This window comes from Fimbriimonadaceae bacterium (assembly GCA_023957775.1).
Taxonomy (GTDB): Bacteria; Armatimonadota; Fimbriimonadia; order Fimbriimonadales; family Fimbriimonadaceae; genus JAMLGR01.
This window is the reverse complement of record JAMLGR010000013.1, coordinates 85,392-110,734: the sequence shown is the minus strand read 5'-3', so window position 1 is coordinate 110,734 and position 25,343 is coordinate 85,392. Positions and strand designations below refer to the sequence as shown.

The 25,343-nt window shown below is 65.8% G+C and carries 19 protein-coding genes and 1 tRNA gene; 5 read left to right on the top strand and 15 right to left on the bottom strand.

Annotated features, from left to right (window positions below):
- Positions 1–107: 107 nt before the first annotated feature.
- Positions 108–1,853, top strand: a complete 1,746-nt coding sequence (locus tag M9921_11800) for an SGNH/GDSL hydrolase family protein (protein ID MCO5297530.1) — start codon at positions 108–110, stop codon at positions 1,851–1,853.
- Positions 1,854–2,159: 306 nt separating this feature from the next.
- Entirely contained in the window at positions 2,160–2,339 is a 180-nt protein-coding gene (locus M9921_11795) for a YdeI/OmpD-associated family protein (protein MCO5297529.1), read from the top strand.
- A 4-nt stretch (positions 2,340–2,343) separates the two neighbouring features.
- On the opposite strand, the gene M9921_11790 is transcribed toward M9921_11795, so the two are convergent.
- Together M9921_11790 and M9921_11785 are read right to left on the bottom strand one after the other, a co-directional pair.
- Complete coding sequence (locus tag M9921_11790) at positions 2,344–3,417, bottom strand: hypothetical protein (GenBank protein MCO5297528.1); 1,074 nt, start codon at positions 3,415–3,417, stop codon at positions 2,344–2,346.
- 58 nt (positions 3,418–3,475) lie between these two features.
- Positions 3,476–4,852, bottom strand: a complete 1,377-nt coding sequence (locus tag M9921_11785; protein MCO5297527.1) for a hypothetical protein — start codon at positions 4,850–4,852, stop codon at positions 3,476–3,478.
- A 162-nt stretch (positions 4,853–5,014) separates the two neighbouring features.
- Here M9921_11785 and M9921_11780 point away from each other — a divergent pair, with 162 nt between their 5' ends.
- Positions 5,015–5,818: a PEP-CTERM sorting domain-containing protein gene (locus M9921_11780; protein ID MCO5297526.1), complete on the top strand. Its 804-nt coding sequence runs from the start codon at positions 5,015–5,017 to the stop codon at positions 5,816–5,818.
- Between the two features lie 24 nt (positions 5,819–5,842).
- Here M9921_11780 and M9921_11775 read toward each other — a convergent pair whose 3' ends face one another.
- The 3 genes from M9921_11775 to M9921_11765 all read right to left on the bottom strand — a co-directional run bounded on the left by M9921_11775 (position 5,843) and on the right by M9921_11765 (position 8,544).
- Entirely contained in the window at positions 5,843–7,444 is a 1,602-nt protein-coding gene (locus tag M9921_11775) for a M1 family metallopeptidase (GenBank protein ID MCO5297525.1), read from the bottom strand.
- Positions 7,445–7,488: 44 nt separating this feature from the next.
- The gene (locus tag M9921_11770; GenBank protein MCO5297524.1) at positions 7,489–8,409 is read right to left on the bottom strand and encodes a DUF6265 family protein; all 921 of its coding nucleotides are present in this window, start codon (positions 8,407–8,409) and stop codon (positions 7,489–7,491) included.
- Positions 8,410–8,467: 58 nt separating this feature from the next.
- Positions 8,468–8,544, bottom strand: a tRNA-Glu gene (locus M9921_11765).
- Between the two features lie 166 nt (positions 8,545–8,710).
- Here M9921_11765 and M9921_11760 point away from each other — a divergent pair.
- Together M9921_11760 and M9921_11755 are read left to right on the top strand one after the other, a co-directional pair.
- A complete protein-coding gene (locus tag M9921_11760; protein MCO5297523.1) occupies positions 8,711–12,046 on the top strand; it encodes a hypothetical protein in 3,336 nt (1,111 codons plus the stop codon).
- 88 nt (positions 12,047–12,134) lie between these two features.
- Positions 12,135–13,463: a hypothetical protein gene (locus tag M9921_11755; protein ID MCO5297522.1), complete on the top strand. Its 1,329-nt coding sequence runs from the start codon at positions 12,135–12,137 to the stop codon at positions 13,461–13,463.
- A 3-nt stretch (positions 13,464–13,466) separates the two neighbouring features.
- Here the strand turns inward: M9921_11755 and M9921_11750 are convergent, their stop codons facing one another.
- The 10 genes from M9921_11750 to M9921_11705 all read right to left on the bottom strand — a co-directional run bounded on the left by M9921_11750 (position 13,467) and on the right by M9921_11705 (position 25,312).
- On the bottom strand, positions 13,467–14,729 hold the full coding sequence (locus M9921_11750; protein ID MCO5297521.1) for a glycosyltransferase family 4 protein: 1,263 nt from the start codon (positions 14,727–14,729) through the stop codon (positions 13,467–13,469).
- Between the two features lie 86 nt (positions 14,730–14,815).
- A complete protein-coding gene (locus M9921_11745) occupies positions 14,816–16,981 on the bottom strand; it encodes a bi-domain-containing oxidoreductase (GenBank protein ID MCO5297520.1) in 2,166 nt (721 codons plus the stop codon).
- Between the two features lie 40 nt (positions 16,982–17,021).
- On the bottom strand, positions 17,022–17,792 hold the full coding sequence (locus tag M9921_11740) for a hypothetical protein (protein ID MCO5297519.1): 771 nt from the start codon (positions 17,790–17,792) through the stop codon (positions 17,022–17,024).
- A gap of 58 nt (positions 17,793–17,850) precedes the next feature.
- Positions 17,851–18,024: a hypothetical protein gene (locus M9921_11735; protein ID MCO5297518.1), complete on the bottom strand. Its 174-nt coding sequence runs from the start codon at positions 18,022–18,024 to the stop codon at positions 17,851–17,853.
- A 24-nt stretch (positions 18,025–18,048) separates the two neighbouring features.
- Positions 18,049–18,459 (bottom strand): hypothetical protein, encoded by a 411-nt coding sequence (locus M9921_11730; GenBank protein MCO5297517.1) that lies wholly within the window; start codon positions 18,457–18,459, stop codon positions 18,049–18,051.
- Positions 18,460–18,534: 75 nt separating this feature from the next.
- Positions 18,535–19,674 carry a glycosyltransferase family 4 protein gene (locus M9921_11725; GenBank protein ID MCO5297516.1) on the bottom strand — a complete coding sequence of 380 codons (1,140 nt, stop codon included), beginning with the start codon at positions 19,672–19,674 and terminating at the stop codon, positions 18,535–18,537.
- Positions 19,671–20,948: a hypothetical protein gene (locus tag M9921_11720; protein ID MCO5297515.1), complete on the bottom strand. Its 1,278-nt coding sequence runs from the start codon at positions 20,946–20,948 to the stop codon at positions 19,671–19,673. The genes M9921_11725 and M9921_11720 overlap by 4 nt, the downstream gene beginning before the upstream one ends.
- The gene (locus tag M9921_11715; GenBank protein ID MCO5297514.1) at positions 20,941–22,059 is read right to left on the bottom strand and encodes a glycosyltransferase; all 1,119 of its coding nucleotides are present in this window, start codon (positions 22,057–22,059) and stop codon (positions 20,941–20,943) included. The genes M9921_11720 and M9921_11715 overlap by 8 nt, the downstream gene beginning before the upstream one ends.
- Positions 22,056–24,122 (bottom strand): heparinase II/III family protein, encoded by a 2,067-nt coding sequence (locus tag M9921_11710; GenBank protein MCO5297513.1) that lies wholly within the window; start codon positions 24,120–24,122, stop codon positions 22,056–22,058. The genes M9921_11715 and M9921_11710 overlap by 4 nt, the downstream gene beginning before the upstream one ends.
- Complete coding sequence (locus tag M9921_11705; protein ID MCO5297512.1) at positions 24,119–25,312, bottom strand: polysaccharide biosynthesis C-terminal domain-containing protein; 1,194 nt, start codon at positions 25,310–25,312, stop codon at positions 24,119–24,121. The genes M9921_11710 and M9921_11705 overlap by 4 nt, the downstream gene beginning before the upstream one ends.
- Between the last annotated feature and the right edge of the window lie 31 nt (positions 25,313–25,343).

Sequence of the window (25,343 nt, the reverse complement as noted above, 5' to 3'; positions counted from 1 at the left end):
ATGGGAGTGGCTCGGCGCATCCCGTGCAGAGAGGCGGGGAGCCCTCACGACCACCGCGACGCTGCGCCCCGGTCCTTGCCCGAGGAACCGCAGTATGCTGGCAATCCATGCGCTGGCTCGCCCTTACGATCGCCTTGGCAACAGCCTCTCTCGGGTGCGCCACCCCTCAGCGCACCGAACTCACGGCGATTCGGGGGGCTAAGCGGATCCTGTTCCTCGGCGACAGCATCACCTATGCAGGTGGCTACGTCGATGCCTTGGACGCGTACATCCGGGTGAACAGTCCGGGCAGCCGCGTCGAGCTGATCAACGTGGGCCTGCCGAGCGAGACCTTGTCCGGGTTGACCGAACGCAATCATGCGGGCGGTGCGTTCCCGCGGCCGGACCTGCACGAGCGGCTGGACCGGGCGCTTGCGCTGGTGAAGACGGACCTCGTGGTCGCCTGCTACGGGATGAACGACGGCATTTACCACCCGTTCGACGATGGGCGCTTCGCGAAGTATCAGGAGGGCATTCGGTGGCTGCGGGAGCGCGTGGCCAAGGCCAAGGCCCGCCTGTGGCTGTTGACTCCGCCCCCGTTTGATCCCCAACCGGTGCGTGGCGACCTTTGGCCGGCCGGGCGGGACGTTTACCCGGCGGGACATGGTTTCGAGGGGTATGACGACGTGCTCGCCCGTTGCTCGGAGTGGCTGTTGGGTCAGCGGGAGGCGGGGTGGAACGTGATCGACATCCACAGCCCGCTCAACGCCTACCTTGCCGAGCGGCGCAAGACCGAACCAGGGTTCGTGTTCGCGGGAGACGGCGTGCATCTCGACAGGATCGGGCACATGCTGATCACTCGCGAGATTTTGCGCGCTTGGGGCGCACCGGCGGACCGTCTGCCCGCCGCAGATCAGCCGGTGCTTCCAGGGCGGGAGGACGATGCCCTCGACCAGTTTCTGGGCCTGGTCCATGGGCGCCAGAGGGTGCTGACCGACGCGTGGCTGACCGCAATCGGGCACATGCGGCCCGGCATGGCGCAGGGTCTCCCCCTCGCCCAAGCGCAGCCGAAGGCCGCACAGATGGAGGGCGAGATCGGGGCGATGCGGGCCGAACTCCCGCCAATGTTCCCCGGGCCGCGCACCGACTACCATGGCTTCGATCGGTACGATTTCGACGTGGACGGCACGCGGGCCATCGTGGTGACCCCGAAGGCGCTCACCCCGGGGTCCTCAAGACCCTGGATCTGGCGCGCCGAGTTCTTCGACCTTCGCCCTGAGCTGGACCTTGCGCTCCTGTCGCGTGGCTTCTGCTTGGCTTACATCGAAGTCGGCAACACCTTCGGCGCCCCCTCGGCCTTGGCGCACTGGGACGCCTTCTACGACCTGCTGACAAAGCGCTACGGGCTTTCCAAGAAGCCCACGCTCGAGGGTCTGTCGCGCGGCGGGCTCTACGTGTACAACTGGGCCGCCCGCCACCCGAACAGCGTGTCGGTGATCTACGGCGACAACCCCGTGTGCGACTTCAAGAGCTGGCCGGGTGGGAAGGGGACCGGCCCCGGGAGCCCCGACGATTGGGAGAAGCTGCAGCGGGACTACGGGTTCGCCTCAGAGGCCGAGGCGCTGGTCTACAAGCTCAACCCGATCGACAACCTCGCCCCGCTCGCCAAGGCCCACGTGCCGATCATCCACTGTGCAGCCGATGCCGACGAGGTCGTTCCCTATCTTGAGAACACCTCGATCCTCAAAGATCGGTACGAGAGGCTGGGCGGCACCATCGAAGTGATCGTCAAACACGGGTTCAAGCACCATCCGCACGGCCTCGACGATCCGACTCCGCTGGTCGAGTTCATCCTGCGCCACACGAAGGCTTAGGGTCATATGGCAAAGGGAAATACTGGGTTTTGGGGAGTTCGCCGGCCCAGTGAATCAGGCGGAACGGGTAAGGCCAAAATAGACCCGATGGGAGAAGACACGGAAGCTTCAGTGCCTCAGCCGAGGCCCTTCAGGCGACGCCGGACGCGCAAGTCGCGTGGGACGGACTGACGCCGACCGGGCGCCGCGACTTCATCGGATGGATCAACGAGGAGAAGCAGCCGGAAACGCGCGCGCCGGATCCTGCGGGCGTGTGAGAATCTCGTGGCGGGCAAGCGGCGCCCCTGCTGCTACGCTGTGGTACCCATGGACCTCTACAAGGCCCTCGGGGCCGCCCCGGAGGCGAAGGCGCAGTGGAGCAATCACTCGGCCGGCGAGAATCGGGAAGTGTCCGAGTGGGTCGAGGCGTCTCCGGATCGAGAGACCCGCAAAAGCCGGATCCGGGAAGCCTGCGCACAACTGGCTGCGGGTAAGCGGCACCTCTGAGGGTTCACTTGATCTGGAAGCTGTGCTCGGCTTGCCATACGGCGCCGGACCTTGCGAGCGGGACGATGACGGTCTCCTCATCCCGATCAGCCCAGGTTCGTCGCTCGCGTGAGAGCAGGGAGTCGCCCTCGAACCACAGGGTCCGATAGTGCGACGTGCCATTCACGATCACGTCGAAGTGGATATGCGCAGGCTCCGAGTGGTTGGGATACTGCCCGGGCATGATCGTGGTGAACGTGATCCACCCATCGCCGTCGGTCCACGCCAGCGTTTTGAGCCGCGGGTCTCGCCGGTTCCAACCGTCGGGGTTGTAGTGGCCGGTGGCGTCCGCCTGCATCGCCGTGACTTTGACGCCGCTCAACGGGCGCTTGTCCTTGTCCACTACCCTGAATCGGACCTCCAAGCGCTGCCCGGGCTCCCATGCCGGAGCGATGGCGGAGTCGGCCAACGTGGAATTCGTGACGTACCGGGCCGACTCGACAAGGGATGCCTCGATGGCGGGCCATTGGGAGCTTGAGGGGTCGTCCCACCTCTTGAAGAGCCTTCGGTTGACGACCGAATAGACCCTGAGCCGGGGCTTGTCCGAGTTCGCATGCCCGTAAAGACCCGAGGTCGGGGGGTCTTCCCACGACGGGACCTCCGTCGCAAACAGACACTTGGCTCCGATAGCACGGATCGCCGAGACGCTCTGTTCCGATATCCTGCCGTTCCTCCTCGGAACGACGACGAGGTAGGCCACGGGGCGCTTGTCTGCGGAGGCTCGAGCGTCGACGCAATATCGGTCGGCAAGTCGCGCCATCACCAGCCCTTCCTGAAGGTTCTCCTCTTGAACCCAGATCTGCAGTTGGGGGACGAGGCCGTAGGCGCATAGGGGGCATACGTCTTTGCCTTCGTGCTGTCCAGTCAAGTGCTTGGGCATGAACGACGGTACGTTGGCGGAGAGGGGGAGCCCCTTCGTTCCGGCAGCGAGATCGTCCTCCTGGGCGGCGGTCATCTGAACGGCAAGTTCGCTCGGAGCGCCGCAGCCGGCACCCATCCAGGCGAGGCAGAGGAGGGCCAAGGGAGTGAACCAGCTCATCACGAAAACAGACGCCACAGAAGGTCGCCAGGGTTACCGTCAAGCGCTCCAGAGCGCACTAAGTGGGACAGTGCCGATCCTTCCCCCGGCTCAGTTCACCCAAACGGCCGACGTCCCAGGGAGTAAAGCCGAAACCGAGAGCAGTGCGAAGGCGTCGGGCCGCTCGAATCTCGCGACGCGCCGTGTCCGTGTCGCCCATTCGCAAAGATGCCAGCGCCCACGATTCTCTGGCATACAGCTCAAGGTGGTTACTGCGGAACCTGGCAGCCTGCCGGGCCAGGTCGCCAAGGAGTCGGGCGGCAGCGCCCGGACAGTTCTCATTCAAGAGAACCTGGCCCTTGCCCAACTGGACCAAGAGCAGGATCAGAGTGTTGCCTGTTTCTTCGCCGAAAGCCTCGGGTTCTGCAAGCAGATCCATCGCATGCTCGCTTCCCGCGTTGGTGGACAAAAAGACACCCAGAAGGGCCTGCAGCCGGTTCCGTTCGGCCACGGAGGGCGCGGAAGACTCTGCGGCAAGACGAACGAAACGGAGCCCTTCGGTCGCACGCCCCGCGTGGTGAAGGACCGCCCCGCACGAACTGGTGTAGAGGGCGTGCATCGTCGATCTCGTCCCAACCAGCGGCTCGACCCGTTGCAGGGTGCGAGAAGCCACCCCGAACTTCCCCGTCATCGCGTAGTTGGAAGCGAGGAAACACGATGCCCGAACCAAGAGTTCAGAGTCCCGATGTTCGATCCCAAGCTGAATGGCCCGTTGAAGATACGGCTCTCCATCGACGACGTTCCTGGTGACGCTTAGGCAGATACCCTTCCAAAGAAGCCCCCATCCGTAGAGCGGGTGGGTCCGTTTGGTTGCGGCCAAACTGCTCTCGAGGAGTGGATAGAGTTGCCTGGGAGGAATTCCATCGACGACCTCGACATGGTCGCGCATCAACGCCAAGGACTTAATCGGATCGTGGCTCGAATACCAACGGAGTAGAGCGAGGAAGCCCTCGATGAGCGTCGGCCCGCCTTCGGGCGAACCCGCCGTGGGTCCTTCCCGCGCGATCTTCCTTCTTCGTCGTTCGCGCTCGAACCAGGGTTCCGGAAACTCCGGAAGGAAGGTCTTCCCCTCACCACCGTCATCTGCTTCAAACGCATCGCAAGACAAATGGACCTGCGCGCCGATGCGGCAGACGCTGCGCGTCGAGACGACGAACTCGCACGTAAGGTGCTTCCGGATATGGGCAAGCGCTTGCCTGAGGCTCGCTTGCTGCAGAGCAGGCGTGGAATCTGGCCAAAGCGCCTCCTGCAACGTCACACGATCGAGAGTGTGGTTCGGCGAAGATGCCAGGATGGCGATTAGCCCCTGAGCCTTCCGCATCGTCAGCGGCGCGACGTTCCCATCGGGGAGGTAAAGCCGAAACTCGCCCAAGAGACAAAGTCTCCAGATGTCCATCCTGTCCGTCAGTCTACGACAAGTCGATCAAAGGCATTCCGTCGAGAGGAAAGTTCGCAATCCTTCCGTGAATCATCGTGAAACACGCCGGACACAAGCTCGACCAGAACTTAGAATGTGGCCCTACCGGAGACGACTGGGCTTCGGGGTTGAGGTCATGAAATGAAGAGAGAACAAATCCTAAGCGCCATGCTTCTGACCGGTTTGGGGTCGTTGGCTCATGGTCAAATCCTGGTGTCGAGTCACACGTACTACGCCGTCGCCAACATCATCGACACGAACGGAGGTGTGCTGGCCAGCAACTCGGACAGCGGATCCCTCTTGTCTGGAGGGAGTGTCGCAACGAGTATTACCGGTACTCGTTCCGACTATGGCGTGACGACCGAACACTTCGGGGAGTCTGCTTTGACTGCGGCGGCCAGTGGCGGAGGGATCAGCGGCAGCGGTTCCGCCCATTCGAGAACCACTTACGTAAGCGGCGGGAATTCCTTTATCGGCCAGGCTACAGACTCTGGCTTCGGGCAAACAGTACGATTCATGGTGGGTTCCTCGGGGCTGTACAAGGCAAACCTGGAGGGAATCATCACGACGTTCCATCATAGCTACGAGCCCGACGGCCCCGCTGGCTCGTTCTTCTACATCTTCAGGCTATACTCACCAGTTTCCGGGTACCTCTTCAACTCCGAGGTCCAGAACAGCTCCACCTTGGCGAACGTGCCGTTCACACAAACGTTGACACTCACGACTGGTGTGGAGTACGAGTTGACTTATGTCGGCGCCTGCAATGGAAGGACTGTGAACTATGCCTCGCAGCAGGCGGGAAGCGGCGCCTTTGGCGAGACCGCTTTCGAAGGTTCCTTCTCGCTGCAACCCGTCCCCGAGCCAACCACGATCGGGATGGTCGGCATGGGGTTGGCGGCAGCCGCACGTCGACGGAAGGCGCGCAAGAACGAGCAAACAGCCTAAGTTTTGCGCCCAACACCGCCTCGGCTATTGCCTGAGCACCCAGCCGTTCGGATCGATGACGGGTTCGGTCCCCGTGTAGGAAACGGAGCCGCGGCCGCCCGTCATCGGCACCCTCACGGTCTTGCCTTCGACCACCACGTCGAGGGGCATCGGGAAGGGGAGGCCGCCCGGTGTCACCCATTCGAGGTGCAGCATCCCGTTGGCTGCCTCAGCCTTCAGGGCCGGCAGCTTGGCTTGCCGCACGTACACTTCGAAGAACCAGCGCAGGTCCCTGCCCGACTCCTTGGAGGCGATAGTCACGAAATCGTCCGTGGTAACCAGCCGTTGGGCACGCCCGTCGGCCCACGTTTCGGACTCGGGCGTGAGATACGCCATTCGGCGGATTGAGCGCAAGAACGCCTCATCTCCGATCAAATACCGCAACGCGTGAAGAGTGAGCGCACCTTTGTCGTAGATGTCGCCGCCGTAGGCCTCGCTGGAGGTTTCTTCGCGCGGCGCGACCGGCGCGGTATTGCTCACAGTTCGGCGACGGGCCCTCATTGCCGCGAAGTACGCCTCCTTCCCACGAATCTGCTCGATGTAGAAGGTGTCCATGAAGCTCTGGAATCCTTCGTGGATCCACATATCGCGCCAGTCGGCGTTGGACACCAGATTGGCCCACCACTCGTGGCCGAACTCGTGGAGCAGCAGCCAATCCAGCCCGTCGGGCGCGAGTCGGAACTTGTTCCCGTAGGCGGTTGCGGTCGAGTGCTCCATCCCGAGATGCGGGGTTTCCACGATGCCGCACTTCACGGTTCGGAAGGGGTAGGGGCCGCAGTACTTCTCCATGAACGCGAGATACTTCTTCTGCTCCTGGATGAGCTTGGGAGCTTTGTCCTTGTCCTCTGGGAGCACGTAGAAGTGAATCGGGATGGTTTGGCCCGCCACGGACTTCACGGAGTCCTTCACCAGTTCGTAGGGCGCGGCGTTGAACACCAGCGAGTAGTTGTTGATGGGCAAGGCCATGTGCCACACGTAGGTCGAGGTCTTGTCCGAGTTCTTGACCGTCTTCTCGAGCAGCCCGGGGCCCACGGCGATCAGCGGATCGGGGACGGTCAGACGCATGGTGGCGTGGTTGGGCCGGTCGGAGGGGTGGTCTTTGCAGGGGAACAGGAGGTCGGCGCCCTCGCCTTGGAGGGCCACGGCGATCCAGTCCGCGCCGCTCGGGGTCTTGGCCCAGGTGAAGCCTCCGTCCCAGGGCGAGTTGCGTGCCACGTGCGGGGTGCCCGAGTAGGTCACCGCGCACCGGATGGGATCGCCAGGCTGTTTGGAGAGCGGAAAGTGGACCCGGATCGCGCCCTTGAGGCGCTCGAAGCGCAGGGGATTCGTGCCGTCGGTCACTTTGGACACGGTGTAGGGTGCATCGAGATCGAGCAGGAGGGTCGCCGTCGGGATGACGGTCTTGGCCTCGAGAATCGTCGTACCGCCAAGCGTCTTCGCCACCGGATCGACCTTCAGGGAGATGTCGTACGACAGGACGTCGTAGGCCGCCTGCTCCAACTTCAGCGCACCGCCGGATGTGGAGTTTGACGAACCCTGGGCGAGGGCCATCGCGGCCATGAGGGAGGAAGCAACGAGAATCGACATGTGTTCACCAAGTATAGGGGCAGGATCCATCCTGACAGATGCTCCTAACCACCTTCGCGCTTGAACTCGAAGCGCCGAGGGCTTCCGCCCTTGAGGAACCCGATCGTGGCGGTCAGGGCTCCATCGGCCGAGAGTTCGTAAACGATGCGCTTCGGGTAGTCGTGGCGCGGATTGTCGAAGACGGCGCGCCTGGCGCCCAGCTCGGTGAGCACGAACTCGGTCGGCGTCGCGCCGCCCGGTTGCGCGATGTAGACCAGCCCGCCGTCGCGCTCGACGATGCGCAGGAACTCGAACGCGGTCATTTTGTCGCGCGAGACCGTCCGCGAAACGGCGAGCATCGCGCCCCCCAAGGGCGGGCTCCATCGCTCTTCGATCGACGTCGTGCCGCTCGTCCCCCTCGTCCCGACCCACGCGCCGGAAAGCCACGCCAGGTCGCCGATCGTGGCCTTTGCCGGCGTGGGAATGGCGATGTCCTCCGGGTGGCGGTAGAGGCCGACGGAAGGAGACGTCGACGAGCTGGTGGACACGCTGACGAGGAGTCCGTCGGGCGTGAGGCGGAGCTCCTTTCGGATCAGCCCTTCGGGCGCTCTGCCCGGCGCGCGCACGAACTCGGTCCGGTACGTGAACGTGCCGTCCTTCCAAGCGGCGGTGTACCTCGCGAACGTGCCCTCCGAGGCGCCCGGCACATCGGTGGGCGTACCGTCGAGTGTGACCCGGACGTTGCGGTGCCCGGAGCCGTGGCCGCTCACCAGGACGACCGCGCCCTCCTCGAAGCGCAAAGAGAACATCGAGCTCATGGGCGGGCCTAGTTGCTCGAGGGTGCGTCCCTCGGTGCGGTCTTCGACGTAGACCCACTCGCCATCAAGCGCATGGAGGTCTTGTGCCGTGGCACCAGGCGCCGGAAGGGCCGTGTCGACGGCGCACAGGGATGCGGCGAGGAGGAACAAGACTCTTCGAAACCTCATGACACGGAAAGGTACCCGTGGCTGGGACAACGACGCCGCTCGCGGCACTGAGGTTAGTTGGTACTCCGGATGGGATTCGAACCCACGATCTTCGCCGTGAGAGGGCGATGTCCTAAACCGCTAGACGACCGGAGCAACCGAAGGGCATTTTACCCAAGCACCCGAGGCGGCATCAACCTCGGATCGGGAGGCGCCGATCCCCAAAATGCCGCAAACCTGGTACGGCCCGAATGAAATGACCCCCAAAAATCGTCCACCCTAGAGAAGGACCCGGTGCTGGCCGGGGAGGGAGAGGAGAACGATGAACCGAATTGCCTGGCGCCTGTCGATGGCCGCTTGCGTCTGCGCGACCGCGATCGCAGCGCACGCCACCGATGAGTTGGTGGTGCGACTTGCCCCGGGGTGGGCCACACCCGAGCACGCCGCCTATCTCGTCCACGGTTGGGGCAAGGTGCTCTGGAAGGAGGGCGACGCCAGCTACCGGATTCAGATCCGGAACGGCCTGGACGCCAAGATGGCTCTGGCGCGGGTCGCCGGGCGCACCGGCGTCGAGGCCGTGCGACGGTCGTGGCGACCCGGCGTCGCCGCGCTGACCAACAACCTCGACGACCTGCAGGCCATGATCGAAGACCTCAAGGCGCAGGCGCGGGACAAGCATCTCGACCCCGAGGAGGCCGGCGTCGACTACTTCGAGGCCTACCAGGACTACGTGTGGCAGCGCGCGTACCCCGCGCGAACGATCGACTGGTCCCTCTACGGCGCGGCGATCGCCCAACGCGAACGCATGCCGCAACTCCAGCCCGGACCCACCGACTCCTCGATCGGATGGGAGTTCATGGGGCCCACGAATCTCGACATTCCCTATCGCACCTACTACGGCACCCGGCCCATCAACGGCCGCGTCAACGGACTTGCCTGGGATCCCGTCGATCCCTCCACCTACTACCTCGCCGCCGCGGGTGGGGGCGTGTGGAAGACCACCGACGCGGGCGGCACCTGGGTCCCGCTCAGCGACGACTGGCCGACGATCCACGCCAACGCCGTCGCCGTCGATCCCAGCAACCGCAATACCGTCTATGCGGGCACCGGCGACTTCCACGGCGGCGTCGGGTACAGCCTCGGCCTCATGAAGTCGCCCGATGGCGGGTCCACGTGGTCCCTCAAGGGCGCTGCCGAGTTTGGGAACAAGGCCATTTCGTCCATCGCCATCGACCCCGAAACCCCCAGCCGCATCCTCGTCACGACGGGCCGAGGCGCCTCGGGTGGAAACGGCAACGTGTGGCGCTCCAACGATGGCGGCGAGACGTGGTCCACCGCGATGGGCACGAGCGCGGTGTGGTGGGAAGTCTGCTTCGGCGCCAAGGATACGGGCACCGGCACGCGGTGGCTCTACGCAGTGGGCGGTGGAACGGGAGGCAACGTGTGGCGCTCGGGTGACCGCGGATCGACATGGACCCAACTCCTGCCTCCCATAAGCGCAGGCAACCACAGCCGGCTCGAAATCGCCGCTTCGCCCATCTCGCCCAACACGGTCTACCTCCTCGTCCCTGCGGATCGGACGATCTGGAAGAGCATCGACGCGGGGGTCACTTGGAGCAACATCTCCGCCGGTTTCGTCAATGGAACTGGATCGAACCCGACCTACAACTGGTCCCAATCGACCTACGACGCGTTCATCGCGTGCAGCAGCAAGAACGGCGTGGACGATGTGGTCTACGTGGGCCTGATCGACGTGGTCCAATCCACCGATGGAGGCGCGACATGGCGCTCGATCGGGGGTCCTACTTACGTTTCCGCCGCCATCGTGCACAACGACCACCAGTCGGTCGCTGTCAGCCCCATGGACCCCAATCAGGTGCTCTTCGGCAGCGACGGCGGCGTGTACCGGATGACTTACAACCCAGCCACCAACGATTTCTCGTGGGCGATGCTGAGCAAGAACCTGGGCGTTTCCCAGTTTTACAAGTCGAGCCACCACCCGACGAACGCCAACGTCGCGATCGGGGGGACTCAGGACAACGCGTCGCCCGTCTCGACCGGCGATCTGCTGAACTGGCGCAACGAGGGAGGCGGCGACGGAGGGTTCGCGGCGATCAACCAATCGAACCCCAACATCCAGTACGTGACGTCCCAATATCTCGGGCTGTACCGCACGACCAACGGGTGGAACACGTCGTCGACCATCAGCCCGGGCACCGGCTCGGACTCGAAGCTGTTCATCGCCCCGATCCATCTGAACCAGGCGAACCCGAACTACCTCTATGCGGGCACGAACTACCTTTGGCGATGGAGCGAAACCAGCCTCTCGTGGACCGCACGCCTCGGAGGGCAGTTGCTCGCGTCCTCAGGGTCCGTCCGCTCGATCGCCACCTCGCCCGCCAGCGCATCGCGCATCTACACCGGTGCGACCAACGGAGACGTCTACATGACGGAGAACGGCGGCAACACGTGGACTCAAATCGACACCGGTGTCACCTCTCTGCCAAATCGCCAGATCACCTACATCGATGTCCATCCAGCCAACCCGGATGACATCCTCGTGACGGTGTCCGGGTCGGGTGCCGGCCATCTGTGGCGCTGCACCAACCCGAGAGCCGGGGCAGCCCGCACGTGGGTCGATGTCAGCGGCACGGGATCCACCGCGCTGCCAAACGTCCAAGCCAACACGGTCGCGCGCGACCTCGACCAGCCATCAACCACCTGGTTCGTGGGTTCCGACGTCGGCGTGTTCGTCACCGTGGACGGCGGCCAAAACTGGGCGAACATGACCGGCCCGCTGGGACTGCCCAACGTGCAGGTCAACGACCTGCACACCGTTCCCGGGACGAGGCGCCTCAACGCGGCCACTTACGGTCGCGGCATGTGGCGGCTCACCCTCCCGAACGACGATGCCCCGCTGCTTGCCCTCGGCGTTTCTCCCGACTCGGTCCTGGGCGGCCAAGCAACGACCGGCACGGTGACCCTCGATGGCGGTGCGGCGCTCTCGGGCAGTTCCGTGGCGCTGTCGTCGGCGAGTCCGCTTGCGAGTACTCCAGCCTCGGTCGTCGTTCCGTTCGGCGAGTCCTCCGCCGACTTCGCTGTGACGACCCTGCCGGTCGGCGTCGTGACGCCGGTGGAGATCCGCGGGTCGCGCTTGGGCGTTCAGAAGACGGCGATCTTGACGTTGCAACCGGCCCCGGGGGTGCTTGTTCCCGATTGGTTCCTCGTGAGTCCCGGCGTCTTGGTGTCCGGTGGACTGTCCGAGCTCGCGAACCCAGACGACCAACGACTGGTCGCGAGGTTCAACCTCGCGGCGGAGGAGGTGGGCTTCCCCGTGACGCTCACCCTGCGGGCCACGTCGCCGACGCAGGCGCCAAGCTCGCTTCGATTCGTTCTTGAGGGCTACTCGGAGCTGGCGGGCGTCCAGCAGTCCATCCAGTTGTTCGACTGGACGCAGGGTGCCTACATCACCCTCGACGCAAGGATCATTCCCACCTCGGAAACCACCGTCGCCGTGCAGGCCACCGGCGCGCTCGCGCGATTCGTCCAAGCGGGCACGGGCCGAGTGGCCGCGCGCATCGGCTGGAAGCCGGCCGCCTCCGAGGTGGCTTTCCCCTGGCGCGTGAGGGTCGATCGCGCATGGTGGATCATCGACTGAAGCTGGGTGCCTCCATGCGACCCCTTGACGCTGGCGCTCCAACCCAGCGATAATCAGGACCCCCGCAACATTGCGGGGGTGCTTGTCCATGGGTCGTCTACCAGTTCCCGTACGCGCCTTCCTCTTCTCCCTTGCCATCGCTGCACTGGTGTACGCAGGGACATTCCTGCTACCGATGACCTACAGCAGCTACACGTCCCTCTACTTCCCGCAATCGCAGCAATCCGCCGCAAGCGCCTTGAGCCTGGTCAAACCAGGCTCCGACGGCGATTCCGGCGTCGTCTCGAATCTCGGAGGAGCCCTCACGTCCCCGCTCGTCGGTTCGGGCGCCCAAACCGCCATGGGCATCCTTACGAGCCAGACCGCTCTTCGCGAGGTCATTCTCAAATTTGGATTGACCAAGCGTTGGGACCTGCCGATCGAGAAGGCGATCCGCAAGCTTCGCAGCAACGTCACGACCTCGGTGGACAAGAACTCGTTTCTCATCCTCGAGGTCGAGGCGGACACGCCGGAAGAGTCGGTCGAAATGGTGAACACCCTTTTGCGTCACCTCGATCGTCGCGCCGACGAGTTGACCCTCAACGTCAGCCGAAAGAACCGTGAGATCCTCGAAGCGCAGATCGCACGTTCGGAGAAGCAGCTCGCCGGATTGCAGGACAGCATGGTGGTCGCCATGCGCGACGCCGTGGTCACGAACCTCCCGGAGGTCCAGCGGGTCTACCTGGACACGCGACAACGCCTGACCGAGGCAAGGGTGCGGGAAGCTTCCGCAAGAGCCGAACTGACGGCGCTCGAGGGCAGCCTCAAACGCATCTACGCCAAGGACGGGTTCCCGTCGAATCTGGGCTCGGTGCAGGCGGCCAACGCGTCTCTGAGCAAATTGACCGAGGAGATCCAGGCACGCCGCCTATCGCTCGAGGAGATCGGGGCGAGTTTCCGCAAAGAGAGTCCAGAGTATCGGGCGGCCCTCAAGTCCGTCCGCAATGTCGAAAGCGTCGCCTCTCAAGTCATCGACGCCGAGCGCGACGCGGTGACCCAAGGGCTCACCCCGGAGCTTGCCCGCGCCAAGGCCGCCCTCGCCGCTTTGGAAGTCACCACGCGCGACTACGATGCCAGTCTCAGCCGGTTCGAGAAGGATCTGGCCGATTCTCCGGCGCGGTACGCCTCGGTCGAGCGCGCCCAAGCCGAGTTCTCCAACGCGCTGAGCGGTCTTGGCCGACTGCGCAGCGAGCTGGAGCTGGCGCGCGTAGCCGAGTTGCGCGATCCCTCCCGCTACGAACTCGTCGACGCACCCATGCCGAACCGTGAGCCGGTCTCTCCGCGCCGCGCCCTTATCTCGGGCGCCGTGTTCCTCTTGGCCTTTGCGCTCTTCACGGTTCCGTGGGTCATGCGGCGGCTTCGCGAAGAGGGCGACTAGCGGTTACCGCGCGACGCGGACCGTCTCTGGCGCGTGCGCCGGCTTGCCTTGCCGCACCCGCTCGAGGACATCCGCCATTTCGCGTGCCTGACGCTCTCGGCTGAAACGAGGGGCACACTGCCGACTCGTCTCGCTGAGCACCTGCCGCCGCAGAGGATCGTCGGCCAATTGGATCACCTGCTCGGCCAGTGCCGCGGGTTCCGCGGCCGGGACCCAGACGCCGGCACCGCTGTTCTCGAGTAACTCGGCCGCCTCGCCGTGCGGCGAGACCATCAAGATGGGTTTGGCGTAGGCCATGGCCTCGAACATCTTCGAAGGGATCACTGTCTTGAAAACCGGATCGTTCTTCAGGTGGACAAGCGCGAGGTCGCAGAGGGCGCTGTACTCGCCGACCTCCGATTTCGGCACGGCGGGCATGAGAACCACGTTGGATAGGCCGCGCCGCTGCGCCTCCTCGACCAGTCGGGCTCGGTCGGCGCCGTTCCCCACCAAGAGAAAGGCGATATCCTTGCGCGAGGCTGTGAGTTCCGCAGCGTCCAGGACATTGCCGAGGTCGTGCGCGAGGCCGTGCGTTCCAATGTAGCCCACCACGAACTTGCCCTTCACACCCAGTTGCTCGGCGAGATCGCACGATCGGGGCTTCACCGTGTGCCGGCTGAGATCCACGCCGTTTCGAACCACAGCGATCTTCTCCGCAGGGACGCCCCGCTGAATCAGGTCCTTGCGGAACGAGTCGGTCAGCGCCACCACGGCCGAAGACCGCCGGTAGAGCCGGAGCTCGAGCCGTTCGACGGCCCGCAGAAGCGGTCCGTTCTTGATCGCGCCCACCGCGCGGATGGAAGCGGGCCAAAGATCGGCCAGCTCGAACACGAAAGGAACCCGTTTCAGATGCGCAAGATTCGATCCGGCGACGGCGCAGAAGAACTGAGGCGACGTCGCCACGATCAGGTCGGGGCGACGCATGAACGCCCCCACAACCGATGCAGACGCCATGTAGGACATGAAATCCAGAATGCGCATCCGAACGCCCCGATTGGGTGCGATGAGCGTTTTCACCCGCACGACATCCAGTCCCTCGAACTTCTCACGCTGGTACCAACGGTTGCGGTACCCCTCGTGCAACCTCCCTTCCGGGAAGTTGGGAGCGCTCGTCAGGACCGTGACCTCGTGGCCCCATCGCGCCCAGTAGCACGCCCGCTCAAACACCCGAGTCGCAGCGGCGTTCGTTTCCGGTGGAAAGTTGTCGGTCAGAAACAGAATGCGCATATACGAACAACCCTTTGCCCTGTCTTTCGGCAGGGTTCGCAAAAATCAACAGCGGGTGCCCATACGGCACCCTCAAAAAACTCCCTTTAACATTTGGACGAAGGAATCCCCGTAATGTTCTCAGGTCCGTTCACAACGGCTCGGGCGGCCTGAAGGGTCGCTCTCGCGGACTCCAACAACTCCTGCGGGGGAATCGGGGAGACGCTGCCCGACTCGATCGCCCGGATGAACGCGGCGAGACACGCCGCATTCCCCTTGTCTTGCCGGCGAAGGCGCATCCCGTTGAACCCAGGCCACCCAAATCCGGCAAGGTTTCGAAAGTTGTCGAGTTGGAGCACGCGCCCACCCGCAAACACCTCGAACCGCTCCTTCGGGAACGAGCGGTGTCCGTTGGCAAGGTAGTGGATCGTGCCCATCGACCCGTCGTCGAACGTCAGCGTCCACGTCGCGCGGTCCGCCAACGCCCCCGATGCCCCCCCGACGGCCGCCCCTTGGACGCCCGTCACCCGCGCGCCTGCGACGAACTGCATCAAATCCACGAAGTGGCACCCTTCGCCGACAACGCGCCCGCCGCCGACGGCGGGATCCTGCGTCCAATGGTCCTCGGGAATCGCTCCTGCGTTCACGGTCATCACCATCGCCTTGGGCTCCCGGACGCCTGCCAGCAGTTCCTTCATCTTCAAAACGTGGGGCGCGAACCGCCGGTTGAAGCCCACCATCAGCAACGGCGCGTCCGCGCCAAGCTCGGCAAGCACCGCCTCGATGGCGTCGACCTCCTCGTCCCGGATCGCCAGGGGCTTCTCCACGAACACGTGCTTTCCCGCTCTCAACGCGCGGCAGACCATCGCCGCGTGAGAATCGTGGCGGGTCGAGAGGATCAATGTGTTCACATCGCCTCGATCGAACAGCGCGCCGGAATCGGTCGTCGCTTCCGCAAACCCGAATTTGCGCGCGGCCTGCGTGGCGCTGACCCCCTTCGCCGAGGCCACCGCCACCAGCGACGCGCCCGTCTCCTTCAGCGCGGGCAACAGCACGGCCGTCGCGTAGTTGCCAGACCCGATCACTGCAACGTTTGCCTTCCCGGGGGCCTTGGCCGCAGACGCGGGGATCGCCCGTCGAAGCAGCTCCGCATCGGGCTTCTCTTCAGGGTCCGGGTAGCGAAGCACGATCCCGAGGGCGCCGCCTTCGTCGATCGCCGCGTAAGCGCGGGCGGCCTCGTCGAACGGCACGGAGTGCGTGACGAGCAGATCCGTGCGCACGGCGCCGGCGGCGACCATGTCGAGGAACGCCTCCAGGTTCCGCTGCTCGGTCCAGCGCACGAACCCGAGGGGGTAATCCTGGCCGCCCTCCTCGTAGGCGGGGTCGTACCGGCCCGGCCCGTACGAGCACGACACCTGGAACGTCAACTCCTTCTCGAAGAAGTCGGCCCGACTCAACTCCAAACCGGTGACGCCCACCAGCACGATGCGGCCGCGCTTGCGGCACATCGTCGCCGCCTGCGAGATAGGCTCGCTGCTGCGCGTCGACGCGGTGACCAGCACGGCGTCCACGCCGCGCCCGCGGCTGAACGTCTGCGCGGCGAGGATGGGGTCCTCGCCCGCCCCGAGGCAAACGGTCTCCGCTCCCAACGTCCGTGCGAGCGCACACCGTTCGGCCGAAGGATCGATCCCCAGCACGCGACACCCGTTCGCCCGGAGGAGCTGCACCGTGAGCTGCCCCAGGAGGCCCAGTCCTGTGACGACCACCGCCTCGCCCAGCGTCGGGGCCACCAGCCGCACTCCTTGCAGTGCGATCGCCCCGAGCACCGCGAACGCCGCGGCTTCGTCCTCCACGCCGTCTGGGATCGGGGCGCAGAGATTTTTGGGAACGCACACCACTTCCGCATGGTTGCCGTTGGAAGCCACGCGTTGGCCGACACGGAACCCACGGACGTCTTCGCCGACCTCGAGCACGACGCCCGCATTGCAGTAGCCCAACGGAATGGGCTGCGACAGCTTTGTACGGACGGCGGCGAGGGTGGGCGCCAGCCCGTCGGTCTTGATCTTGTCGAGCGTCTGGCGGACCTTGTCCGGCTGCTGCCTCGCCTTCTGGAGCAGGTTCGCCTTCCCGAACTCGAGCATCATGCGCTCGGTGCCGACCGAGATCACGCTCGCCCGCGTACGGATCAGCAGGTGGCCGGCTCGAACGCGGGGACAGGGCACATCGGCGAGTTCGAGGCTCCCGGATTCGAGCGATTCCAGCACTTGCTTCATGGGCGAAGCATTAAGATACCGGGTCGGCGGCCGCGAACGGCTAGCCGCCCCAGCCAACCCAAGCCGGGCGTCCCGTCTCCGGCCGAAGAAAGAGCGCGGAATCCCCCCGCTGAACCCTCCCTGCGATCACGAGCGGAAGCAGCGGCGGAGCCCGGCGAACCACCCGCAGGGCGACGACGGTCAACTCACCGCCCGCCGGGAACCAGAAGCCTTGGCGTTCGATAAACCACTCGGGGCCCACGTCGACTGCGAACGTTCCAGCGTCGGTCTCGAGGATCACGAGCTGGCTCTTGAACCCGCTCTCGCCCTCCCGGACCTCCTCCAACCTCAAGATCGTCCCCTTGAGAACCTCGTTCGGCGGCGTCCCGGAGAGTTTGACGTCCACGTGGCCACGCGAGGCGATCCACATCGGGAACCCGTCCACCCCGCGCAGGTATGCGACGCGGTTGTTCCGAACGATCTTTCGTGCCAAGATGCTCGACTTGCCATCCTCGAACACCTTCGAGCCTGTCACCTCGACGCGATCGCGCATTGAAACCTTCGCCTTCTGGTTGTCCACGAACCACGCAGGCCCGAGTTCGACCAAGGCGGTCCCTCCATTGGGCGTACGAACGAGCAGCATGACTCCCGGGGACATCCCAGGAAGCGGAATGAGACGCTGAATGCCGACGACCCGACCGGAAAAGGCGATTTCGGTGTTCGTGTCATACCGCCGGTTGTAGGGGGACCCCAGGCCGCAGCCACCCGCCGTGTCTTTCTCTTGGGCGGAGAGCGGAAGGGCGGTCGACGCCGCCAGGACGAACAGAAACAACCAGCGCTTCAGGGCCATATGCCAACGACGACGGCCAAGCGCCAATGTTCCACGTTGGTTAACGGGTTCGAAGGAATGCCCGCCAGTCCCAGTTCACCGAGTCGTCACACGGGTGGAGGGGAGATTCCGACGCGATGCGCGCCCGAACCGCTTCGAGCCGGCCCCGCACCTCTGGCCGCTCCAGCAAGCGGCGATCGAGGAACGGACGGGTCGTGCTGCAGAAGGCGCACACGGCGCGCAGTTTGATCGGGCGGTTTCACCCCGATCCGACGTGGTCGAACGTGGTGGCGGGCGCCCCGCACTCCTGGCACTTCCCCTCCTCGCGCTTGAGCACTTGCCGCTGGGCGCTCGGAGGAATAAGGGTCACGCGATGGGGGTAGCCGCCTCCGAGGAGGTGCCACAGCGCCTGGCCGAGATGCGCCTGCCGCTCCGGGTCGGCCAAGGTGCCTTGGTCGCGCGCAGCCCGGAACTGGCGCACGAACGCCGCCTCGGCGCGGCAATGGGCACTGCAGTAGGGGCTGCGGGTGGAAGAACACCGCGAGCCGCAGTTGGGGCATCGATCCGCCGGGTACGACAAGGGCTCCGCGCAGCCTTCAACGGGCCCAGCCAGCAACGTGAGCACCAAACGCGGGTCCCCCGCCTGCAATTCGACCTTCACCGGGAGCATCTGCGCCCATTCCACAACCTATTGTGCCCCGGAAGCAACAAGAACGTGGCACGCCCGCTTGACGGGCGTGCCACACTACCTCCCCAAAAACAACCTTCGGTTCGCATCGACGATCGACCCGTCCGCACCGAACCCCTCCGCCAAGGCGCGGGCGCCCGCACCAAGCACCGCGTGCGCCTCGGACCCCATCTCCACAAGCCCCTGCACCACCCGGGTGAACGCGGCCTCGTCGGAAAGCGGAAGGTCCCACCCCGCGCCTGCCGCCTCCAACCCCCGCCAAGCCGTCTTGTCGCTGATCACCACGGGCAGCCCTGCGGCCATCGCCTCCAGGATCGCGTGGCCGAAGTTCTCGCCGTGCGTCGGCATGAAGAACGCGTCGTACGCCTGCAGCGCCCCGAACACCTGCTCGTGAGGCAAGGAGCCTCGGTGGCGAACCTCGATCGACTCGGGCAGGTCCCGCGTCTCGCGCAGGCACTCCTCCCAGTAGGCCGGGTCTTCCAACGGGCCGTAGATGTCGAAGATCACCCGCCCTCGAACACTCCGCAGCATCCGGATCGCCCCGTCCAAGTTCTTCTTGCGGGACACCCGCGAGACGAACACCAGCTTCAACTCCCCGGATCGCTTGTTGCGCGTCACGGGCTCGGGCCCCTCGAAAGCGCTTGGCACGTTCGGCGCGACCACGATCTCCGCCTCGGGTCCCGTCCACGCCCGCAACTCTTCGGCCTCGTGCTCCGTGGAGGCCTGCCACACCACCCCGTCGTACAGCCGCGCGCCCCGGGCGGCGGCCAAGAACAGGCGCTTCTTGGCCGCCTTGATCTGCAGCGCCCCGGGCGAGAACTCCCCTCGCGGCGCGACCACGGTTCGCACCGTGCCCAAACGCCCCCGGCGGCAAAGCCACAGGGGGCGCAGGGTGAATTCGGGCGAGAAAAAGCTGTTGAAGTACAGCACGTCCGGTCGGACCTCGCCCACCAGCCCCTCCAGCAAGGTCGCGCTCCCCTCCCCTGGCCGAAGGTAGCGCACCTGCGCGCCGCCCACCTCGTTCCACTCCCCGAACCGAACCCCTTCGTACGGCGAAGTCTCCGTGAAATCCCGGTCTCGGGTGACCACGGAGAACTCGAACTCCGGCAACGCCGCCACCAGATTCGAAACGCTGCGAATGGCCCCCCCGCCCTTGCTCCCCGGCAGGTACCGGTCGCAGAACGCCAGGATCCTCACGCAGGCACCGGCTTGGGCTGCGGCCTCATCAGCACAAAGCCCGTAAAGAGGGCCATGTAGAAGATGAAGTTCGTCGGATGCAGCACCGTGTAGAAGATGCTGTTCGCCGCCATCTCGCTCGTCTCGTAGAGCAACATGACCATCACGCCAAGCTCGAGCGCGGCGAAGCGGAACCGGGCGAACAACGCTTGCAGCGCGACGATCAGCGCAAAGCACCCGACGATGGCCGCCAACACCCCGGGCCATCCGAAGTTCACATACCCCTCGCCAAACGCCGGCACCGGCGAGTTGCCGATGATCTGGGTGTTCGGATACGCGTACGGGAACACCAGTTGCGACAGGCTGACGCTCTCGTAGGGCAACAGGCCGCCCGGATTGACGATCGTCGTCCCGTACAGCAGCGGCTCCTGGTCTGGCCAACGCTCGAACACGACGCCCGCCGAGCGCGAATAGGAGACGAACACCCGGTCCCACAACCCGAACAGCGCGTCCCCGCGCGCCACAAACTCGGGGTCGTACACGAGGTACAGCCCGACGACCGCGACGATCGACGCGCCGCCGACCAGCAACGCCCTTCCGAAGCCGAGTGAACGCCTCTCGAACAGGTACACGAGCAGGAGCCCGACCGCAACCACCACCGCCCCGTCCTTGTTGAGGAACGCCGTCGTGCCCACGAGGGCGAAAACCAACATCCCGTAGAACAGCAGCCGGTGCTTGAGCGACGGCTTCCGCAGAAGCAGGCTGTACGCCGCGAGCATCCCCACAACCGGCATCAGCCGGAATCCGGGCTGGAACCAGTGGAACTTCGCGCCGCCGAACTGCGCCTCGAGCCGCATCGCGATCAGCTCCTGGGTGCTCAAGCCTTGCAGCGAGGCGATCTTGAAGAGGAGCGGAGGGCCCGAAATGGCCGTCCAAGCGGCCATCAGCAGCACGCTGAACCCGACGAGGATGAAGATCTCCAAACGGCTGCGCCGGTCGCTCTTCTCCGACCGCCGGTCCGTGTCGATCGCCAGACGCTTCCTCGACTCGAAAAGCAGCAGCCCCGTCCCCGCGAACCCGAGCCACACGAGAAACATCGCGATGGCCAGTTCAGGCGTGTACCACTTCTCCCCCACGAGTTGGGGCGCGCCCACCACGTCGAACACGACGGTCGCCCAGTAGAACACCCAGTAGAACGGAAACTGCTTGAACGGGAGGCGCTTGCCGTAGACGAACGGGATCAGCGCGTAGAGCGCGATCTCGCCGAACGCGACGGCCAGAAGGACGTCACCCAAGGGGCGCCTCTCCCAACAAAGGGGCGACCGCCGCGCGCAAAGCCTCGGCTTCCTTCGCCCACGTGTTCTCGCGGGCAAAGGCGCGGCATGCCTCCACGTACCGGTTCCACCCCGACCCCACTTCCCTCACCGCGTCGGCGATCGCCGCAGGCAAGGCCCCCGCGGGCAGGGCCCGCCCGAGCCCAGGCCCCTCCACCATCGCCCGCAGATGGTCGCTGCCGACCGCGACCATCGGCAGCTCCGCGCGGGCGTACTCGAACACCTTGTTCGGTGCGCAATAGACGTTGTTCAGGTCCTGCGCGGGATACGAGAGGATGCCTACCCCGCTCGACGCCATCAGCCCGGGCAAGTCGGAGCGCGGCACTCGTCCGAGGAAACGCACCCGTCCCTCCAACCCAGCGGCAGCGGCCATGGCGCGCAGTTTATCCAGCGCGGGCCCGCCCCCCGCCATCGTCAGGCTCGCCGTTGGCTCCAGATGGCCGAGCGCCTCGATCAGGGCGCCCAAGCCCCGGCCCAAGCCCATGTCCCCCTGGTAGAGCACCGATCCGAGATCGCGCTCGACCTGTGGCAGGGGCGGCTCCTGCGACTCGTCGGGGATGTTGCGGACCACAAGCGGTTTTCTTGGGAGCCCAAGATACTCCTGGAAGATCGCCGCCCGCGCCTCGTTGGCGCACACCACGAGGTCCGCCGACTTCGCTCCCATCCCCTCGAAGAGGGCGAAGAGCCGCTCGCGGATCGACCGCTCCTGGACCGGCAGCGGTTTGAGCAGCTCGTGTGCGTCGTACACCAGCCGCGCGCCTGCCCGGCGCGCCTCGGTGCGTCCGGGCCATGCAGTGTAGTAGTCGTGGGCGTACACGAGCGCCGGCCGGCGCTCCTGCACGACCTTCCGCAACGCCCGCCAAAACCGACGCTGAGCCCCGATGCCCAGCATCGGTCCGGGCACTCCTTCGGTCGTGTAAGCGCCATCGGCCGGGCGCCACACCTCGCCCTCGCCGCTCAGGCCCAAAACGTGCACGTCGGCCATCGGCGCGAGCGCCGAAGCGGCCCGCTGCACGCGGCCGTCGAACTCCAAGCCGTTGAAGACCGCCATCACGATCCGGGGTCGGCTCACGCGTCGAACCTCCCGTAGCCCGGCGAGAACGCGATCGGGTGCCACGGGTGCTCGGCGTCCACATGCGGGATCGGCGCGACTTCCCCACCCTCCCAAACATCCCGAACCACCAAACCATCTGGCGCCAGTTCCAAGACCCGCCACATGCGCGCACCGTACCCGTCGTGAGAACCCGCGAAACCCTCGGGTCCGAAGCGATGGCACCGCGCACCGCAGTCCGCGAGCCGAAACAAACCCGCCGAAAGCGGAGCCGGCTCGCTTTGCTTCCCAGCGGGCCGGGGCACGAAGTGCGCGGCGGCGGAACGGTAGGCGTTCCTCAAGCGGGGATCGGGCGTGTAGACCCCGGTCCCCGGATCGGCGATCCAATCCACCCCGTCCACGGTCAACTCCAGGTGCAGCGCATCGTTGTGCGCGTGCCCGCCGATGCCTCCCTGCCCCACCGGGCCGCACCGCACCGCCATCCAAACGCGCGGCGAGCGCCACACGAAGAGTCCGAAGTCCGGGAACGCCGCGGTCTCCAAGCGCTCCCAACACCCCGGACCGAGGTGCCACTCGGCCCGTGCGCCCCCTCCGGGCAGTTCTGGGGCGACGCCGAACGAGGGCATCGGCACGGCGTCCGACACCCCGCCCGCCAGCCGGCCGAGGCCTTCCGCCAGCCGACCCGCCACGGTCTCCCCCGAATGGCCGCACAAAGCCCTCAAGACGTCGAGGGTCTCTCGGTGGCACAGGGGCTGCTCCTCCAAGCCCTCAAACTCGCCGGGAAGTCGGAAGAACCGCCCGCTGTCGTTGTCTCCGATCTGGGCGACGCGTCCGTCCCGCTTCGTCGCCCATCCGGTGAACAGAGCCATTGCGGCAAAGCGCGAGCGAAGGGCGGGCACCGGCCACACCCCTTCGACCGGGCACTTTCGGCCGCTTGCGATCAAGCACGCCAGCGTCCAGGCCGCCATCTCCGCGCTCAGGCGGTGGTAGCAGACCGACGCCTCGAAGTTCGAGCCGTCGCCATGGAACTGCCTCCGCATCTCCGTGTCCAGTTCGCGGGTGCCCCACGCGAGCCACTCCTCGGTCTGGCCCACCCCTCGCAGGTGCGCCGCGCACCACACCACGCCGGCGATGTTGGCCAAGTAGTGGTTGCCTCGCGCGTCCGGGCTCCACTCGAGGTGGTCCAGGATGTGGCGCGCGTGCTCCTCGAGCGAGCGCGCCAACACTCCCTCCCATGCCCCGCGCACGCCGTCCTGGCAAAGCAGATCCATGGCCAGCGCCATGTTCGCCGCCCGGATCCCCACGTCCATCGCGGTCCGCCAATTCACCCCGAACCGAGGCGGATTGGCCGCCACGAAGTCCAGCATCTGGTTCACGGCCTCCGTACGCCACCGCGCGGCGTGTGCGGGCTCGGCCGAACGCGCTGCAAGCACCAACACCGGAACGTGCTGCAAGCGCGCCAGCTCCCACGGCACTTTCACGTCCACCCCCGGCGCATGGCCGTAGGGGACGAACTCCGACCACATGGACTCGGACCACCGGTACCCCGATTTGAAGTCCAGCTGCCAATCGATGGGAGTGTAGGCACCCTCGATCAAGGAGCGAATCCGCGAAGCCTCCTCCCGGCACCCCACAGGCAACTCCCCCATGGGAGTGCGCGCGCTCGCGCGTTGCCCGGCCCCCATGGGAGTGCGCGCACTCGCGCGTCGCTCGGCCCCCATGGGAGTGCGCGCGCTCACGCGTCGCTCGGCCCCCATGGGAGTGCGCGCGCTTGCGCGTCGCCCTGCCCCCGCCGGGCTTGCCCGGCCAAGCGCGGCCACCTCCACCCAACCCGAACCCAACAAGTCGAACCGATGCGCCGCATACCGCTCGGCCAACGCCCGCATGAGCTCCGCCTCCGCCGAGGAGATCTCCACCTCGGGCAAGCCGAGCGGCACGAACTCCGGGCTCGACTCCAGGTACGTGCCGTCCCGGGCGTCGCGCCGCGCCCGGCCCATGCCGGCAAGGCGCGCCTTCAAACGGGCAGCCCCTTTTCGAACCAACAAACCCAACGGCAGCTCGCGGGCGTGGCCCAGCACCTTCACGCGGCGTTCTCCTCCGAACGCATCTGCTCCCGGTGCATGCGCGATCGCCAGAACGCCGCGCCGTTCAAACAAGAGAAGGCGACCAGGGTCGCCACCGCGGCCCCCGCTTCGCCGAAACGCGGAATCAGCACTGAGTGCAGGGACACGGCGATCAGCAGCGCCCCCAGCGACGCCCCCACCGTAAACCGGAAATCCTCGAACCGCAGCAGCACGCTCATGTGCGGATTGAACGCGACAGACACCAGCGCCGAAACCGAGAGGATGCGGAAGACCTCCACCGCGCCCGGATAACGGCCGGCGTCGATCAGCGGAATCCACCACGAAGCCCCAACGGCGAGCACCAGCACGACCGGGGCGATCATCGCCAGCACGCGAAGCTGCTTGCGGAACAGGGCGTCGAGCGCCGCAGCCGTGGGCGCGCGCTGAACGGTCGGCAGCAGGATCGCCCGCATCGAGGTGGACACCATCATCGCCAGCGTGTAGTAGCGGTACGCCGAGCCGTAGGTCGCCACCGCGTGCGCGTTGCCAAGCGCATGCAGCATCCACACGTCCACCTGCATCAGCACGGCCACGACCGCCGACTGCACGAACAGCAGCCGAAACGGGCTGCCCAACACCGTCTTCGCCACCTCGAGCCCCGCCCGCACGTCCATCACGTGGATCGCCTTCACGCGGCCGCGCATGAACAGTACGAACACGACCCACAGGCTGGCCGCCTGCACCGCGAGGATCTCCCACGCCACGAGGTGGAAGCTGGCCAGCACCAAGAGGATCAACTGCCCGGTCAGAAACAGCCCCGACCGGCTCAGCTCGATGATCGAGAACCTGCGGAAGTCGAGGGCGTGCTGGCTCTGCGACTTCGTGAACTCCGACATGCAGTAGCCGATCGCCAGGGCGATCCCGAGCGGGTACACCCATCCCACCCGCGGTGCCAGCGGCAGGGCCAAGGCGCCCAACACGAGGACCGCCAAAAGCTGAAACGCAAGAAACCGCGACGGGCCGTCCGCCAGGCCCAGCTTGTCCGCCGCGACGACGAAGATCGTGTTGAACGACGACGCCAGCACCTGGGAGGTGAGCGTGACGGCCGAAATGGCCAGGGTAAAGAGCGCGTACTGGGCGGGGTCCGCGATGTACCGGATGCTCAGCAGGGCCGTGACGCCCAGCATGCCCTTGGACACAAGGTCGGCCATGAACACCTGGCCGATCGGAAACCGTACGTGA

Excerpts from the sequence above, each read along its gene's own strand:
- M9921_11770 (MCO5297524.1), bottom strand. The coding sequence starts at position 8,409 with ATGAGGTTTCGAAGAGTCTTGTTCCTCCTCGCCGCATCCCTGTGCGCC.
- M9921_11760 (MCO5297523.1), top strand. The coding sequence starts at position 8,711 with ATGAACCGAATTGCCTGGCGCCTGTCGATGGCCGCTTGCGTCTGCGCG.
- M9921_11800 (MCO5297530.1), top strand. The coding sequence starts at position 108 with ATGCGCTGGCTCGCCCTTACGATCGCCTTGGCAACAGCCTCTCTCGGG.
- M9921_11745 (MCO5297520.1), bottom strand. The coding sequence starts at position 16,981 with ATGAAGCAAGTGCTGGAATCGCTCGAATCCGGGAGCCTCGAACTCGCC.
- M9921_11775 (MCO5297525.1), bottom strand. The coding sequence starts at position 7,444 with ATGTCGATTCTCGTTGCTTCCTCCCTCATGGCCGCGATGGCCCTCGCC.
- M9921_11780 (MCO5297526.1), top strand. The coding sequence starts at position 5,015 with ATGAAGAGAGAACAAATCCTAAGCGCCATGCTTCTGACCGGTTTGGGG.
- M9921_11705 (MCO5297512.1), bottom strand. The coding sequence starts at position 25,312 with ATGGCCGACCTTGTGTCCAAGGGCATGCTGGGCGTCACGGCCCTGCTG.
- M9921_11755 (MCO5297522.1), top strand. The coding sequence starts at position 12,135 with ATGGGTCGTCTACCAGTTCCCGTACGCGCCTTCCTCTTCTCCCTTGCC.
- M9921_11750 (MCO5297521.1), bottom strand. The coding sequence starts at position 14,729 with ATGCGCATTCTGTTTCTGACCGACAACTTTCCACCGGAAACGAACGCC.
- M9921_11730 (MCO5297517.1), bottom strand. The coding sequence starts at position 18,459 with ATGCTCCCGGTGAAGGTCGAATTGCAGGCGGGGGACCCGCGTTTGGTG.
- M9921_11790 (MCO5297528.1), bottom strand. The coding sequence starts at position 3,417 with ATGAGCTGGTTCACTCCCTTGGCCCTCCTCTGCCTCGCCTGGATGGGT.
- M9921_11785 (MCO5297527.1), bottom strand. The coding sequence starts at position 4,852 with ATGGACATCTGGAGACTTTGTCTCTTGGGCGAGTTTCGGCTTTACCTC.
- M9921_11795 (MCO5297529.1), top strand. The coding sequence starts at position 2,160 with ATGGACCTCTACAAGGCCCTCGGGGCCGCCCCGGAGGCGAAGGCGCAG.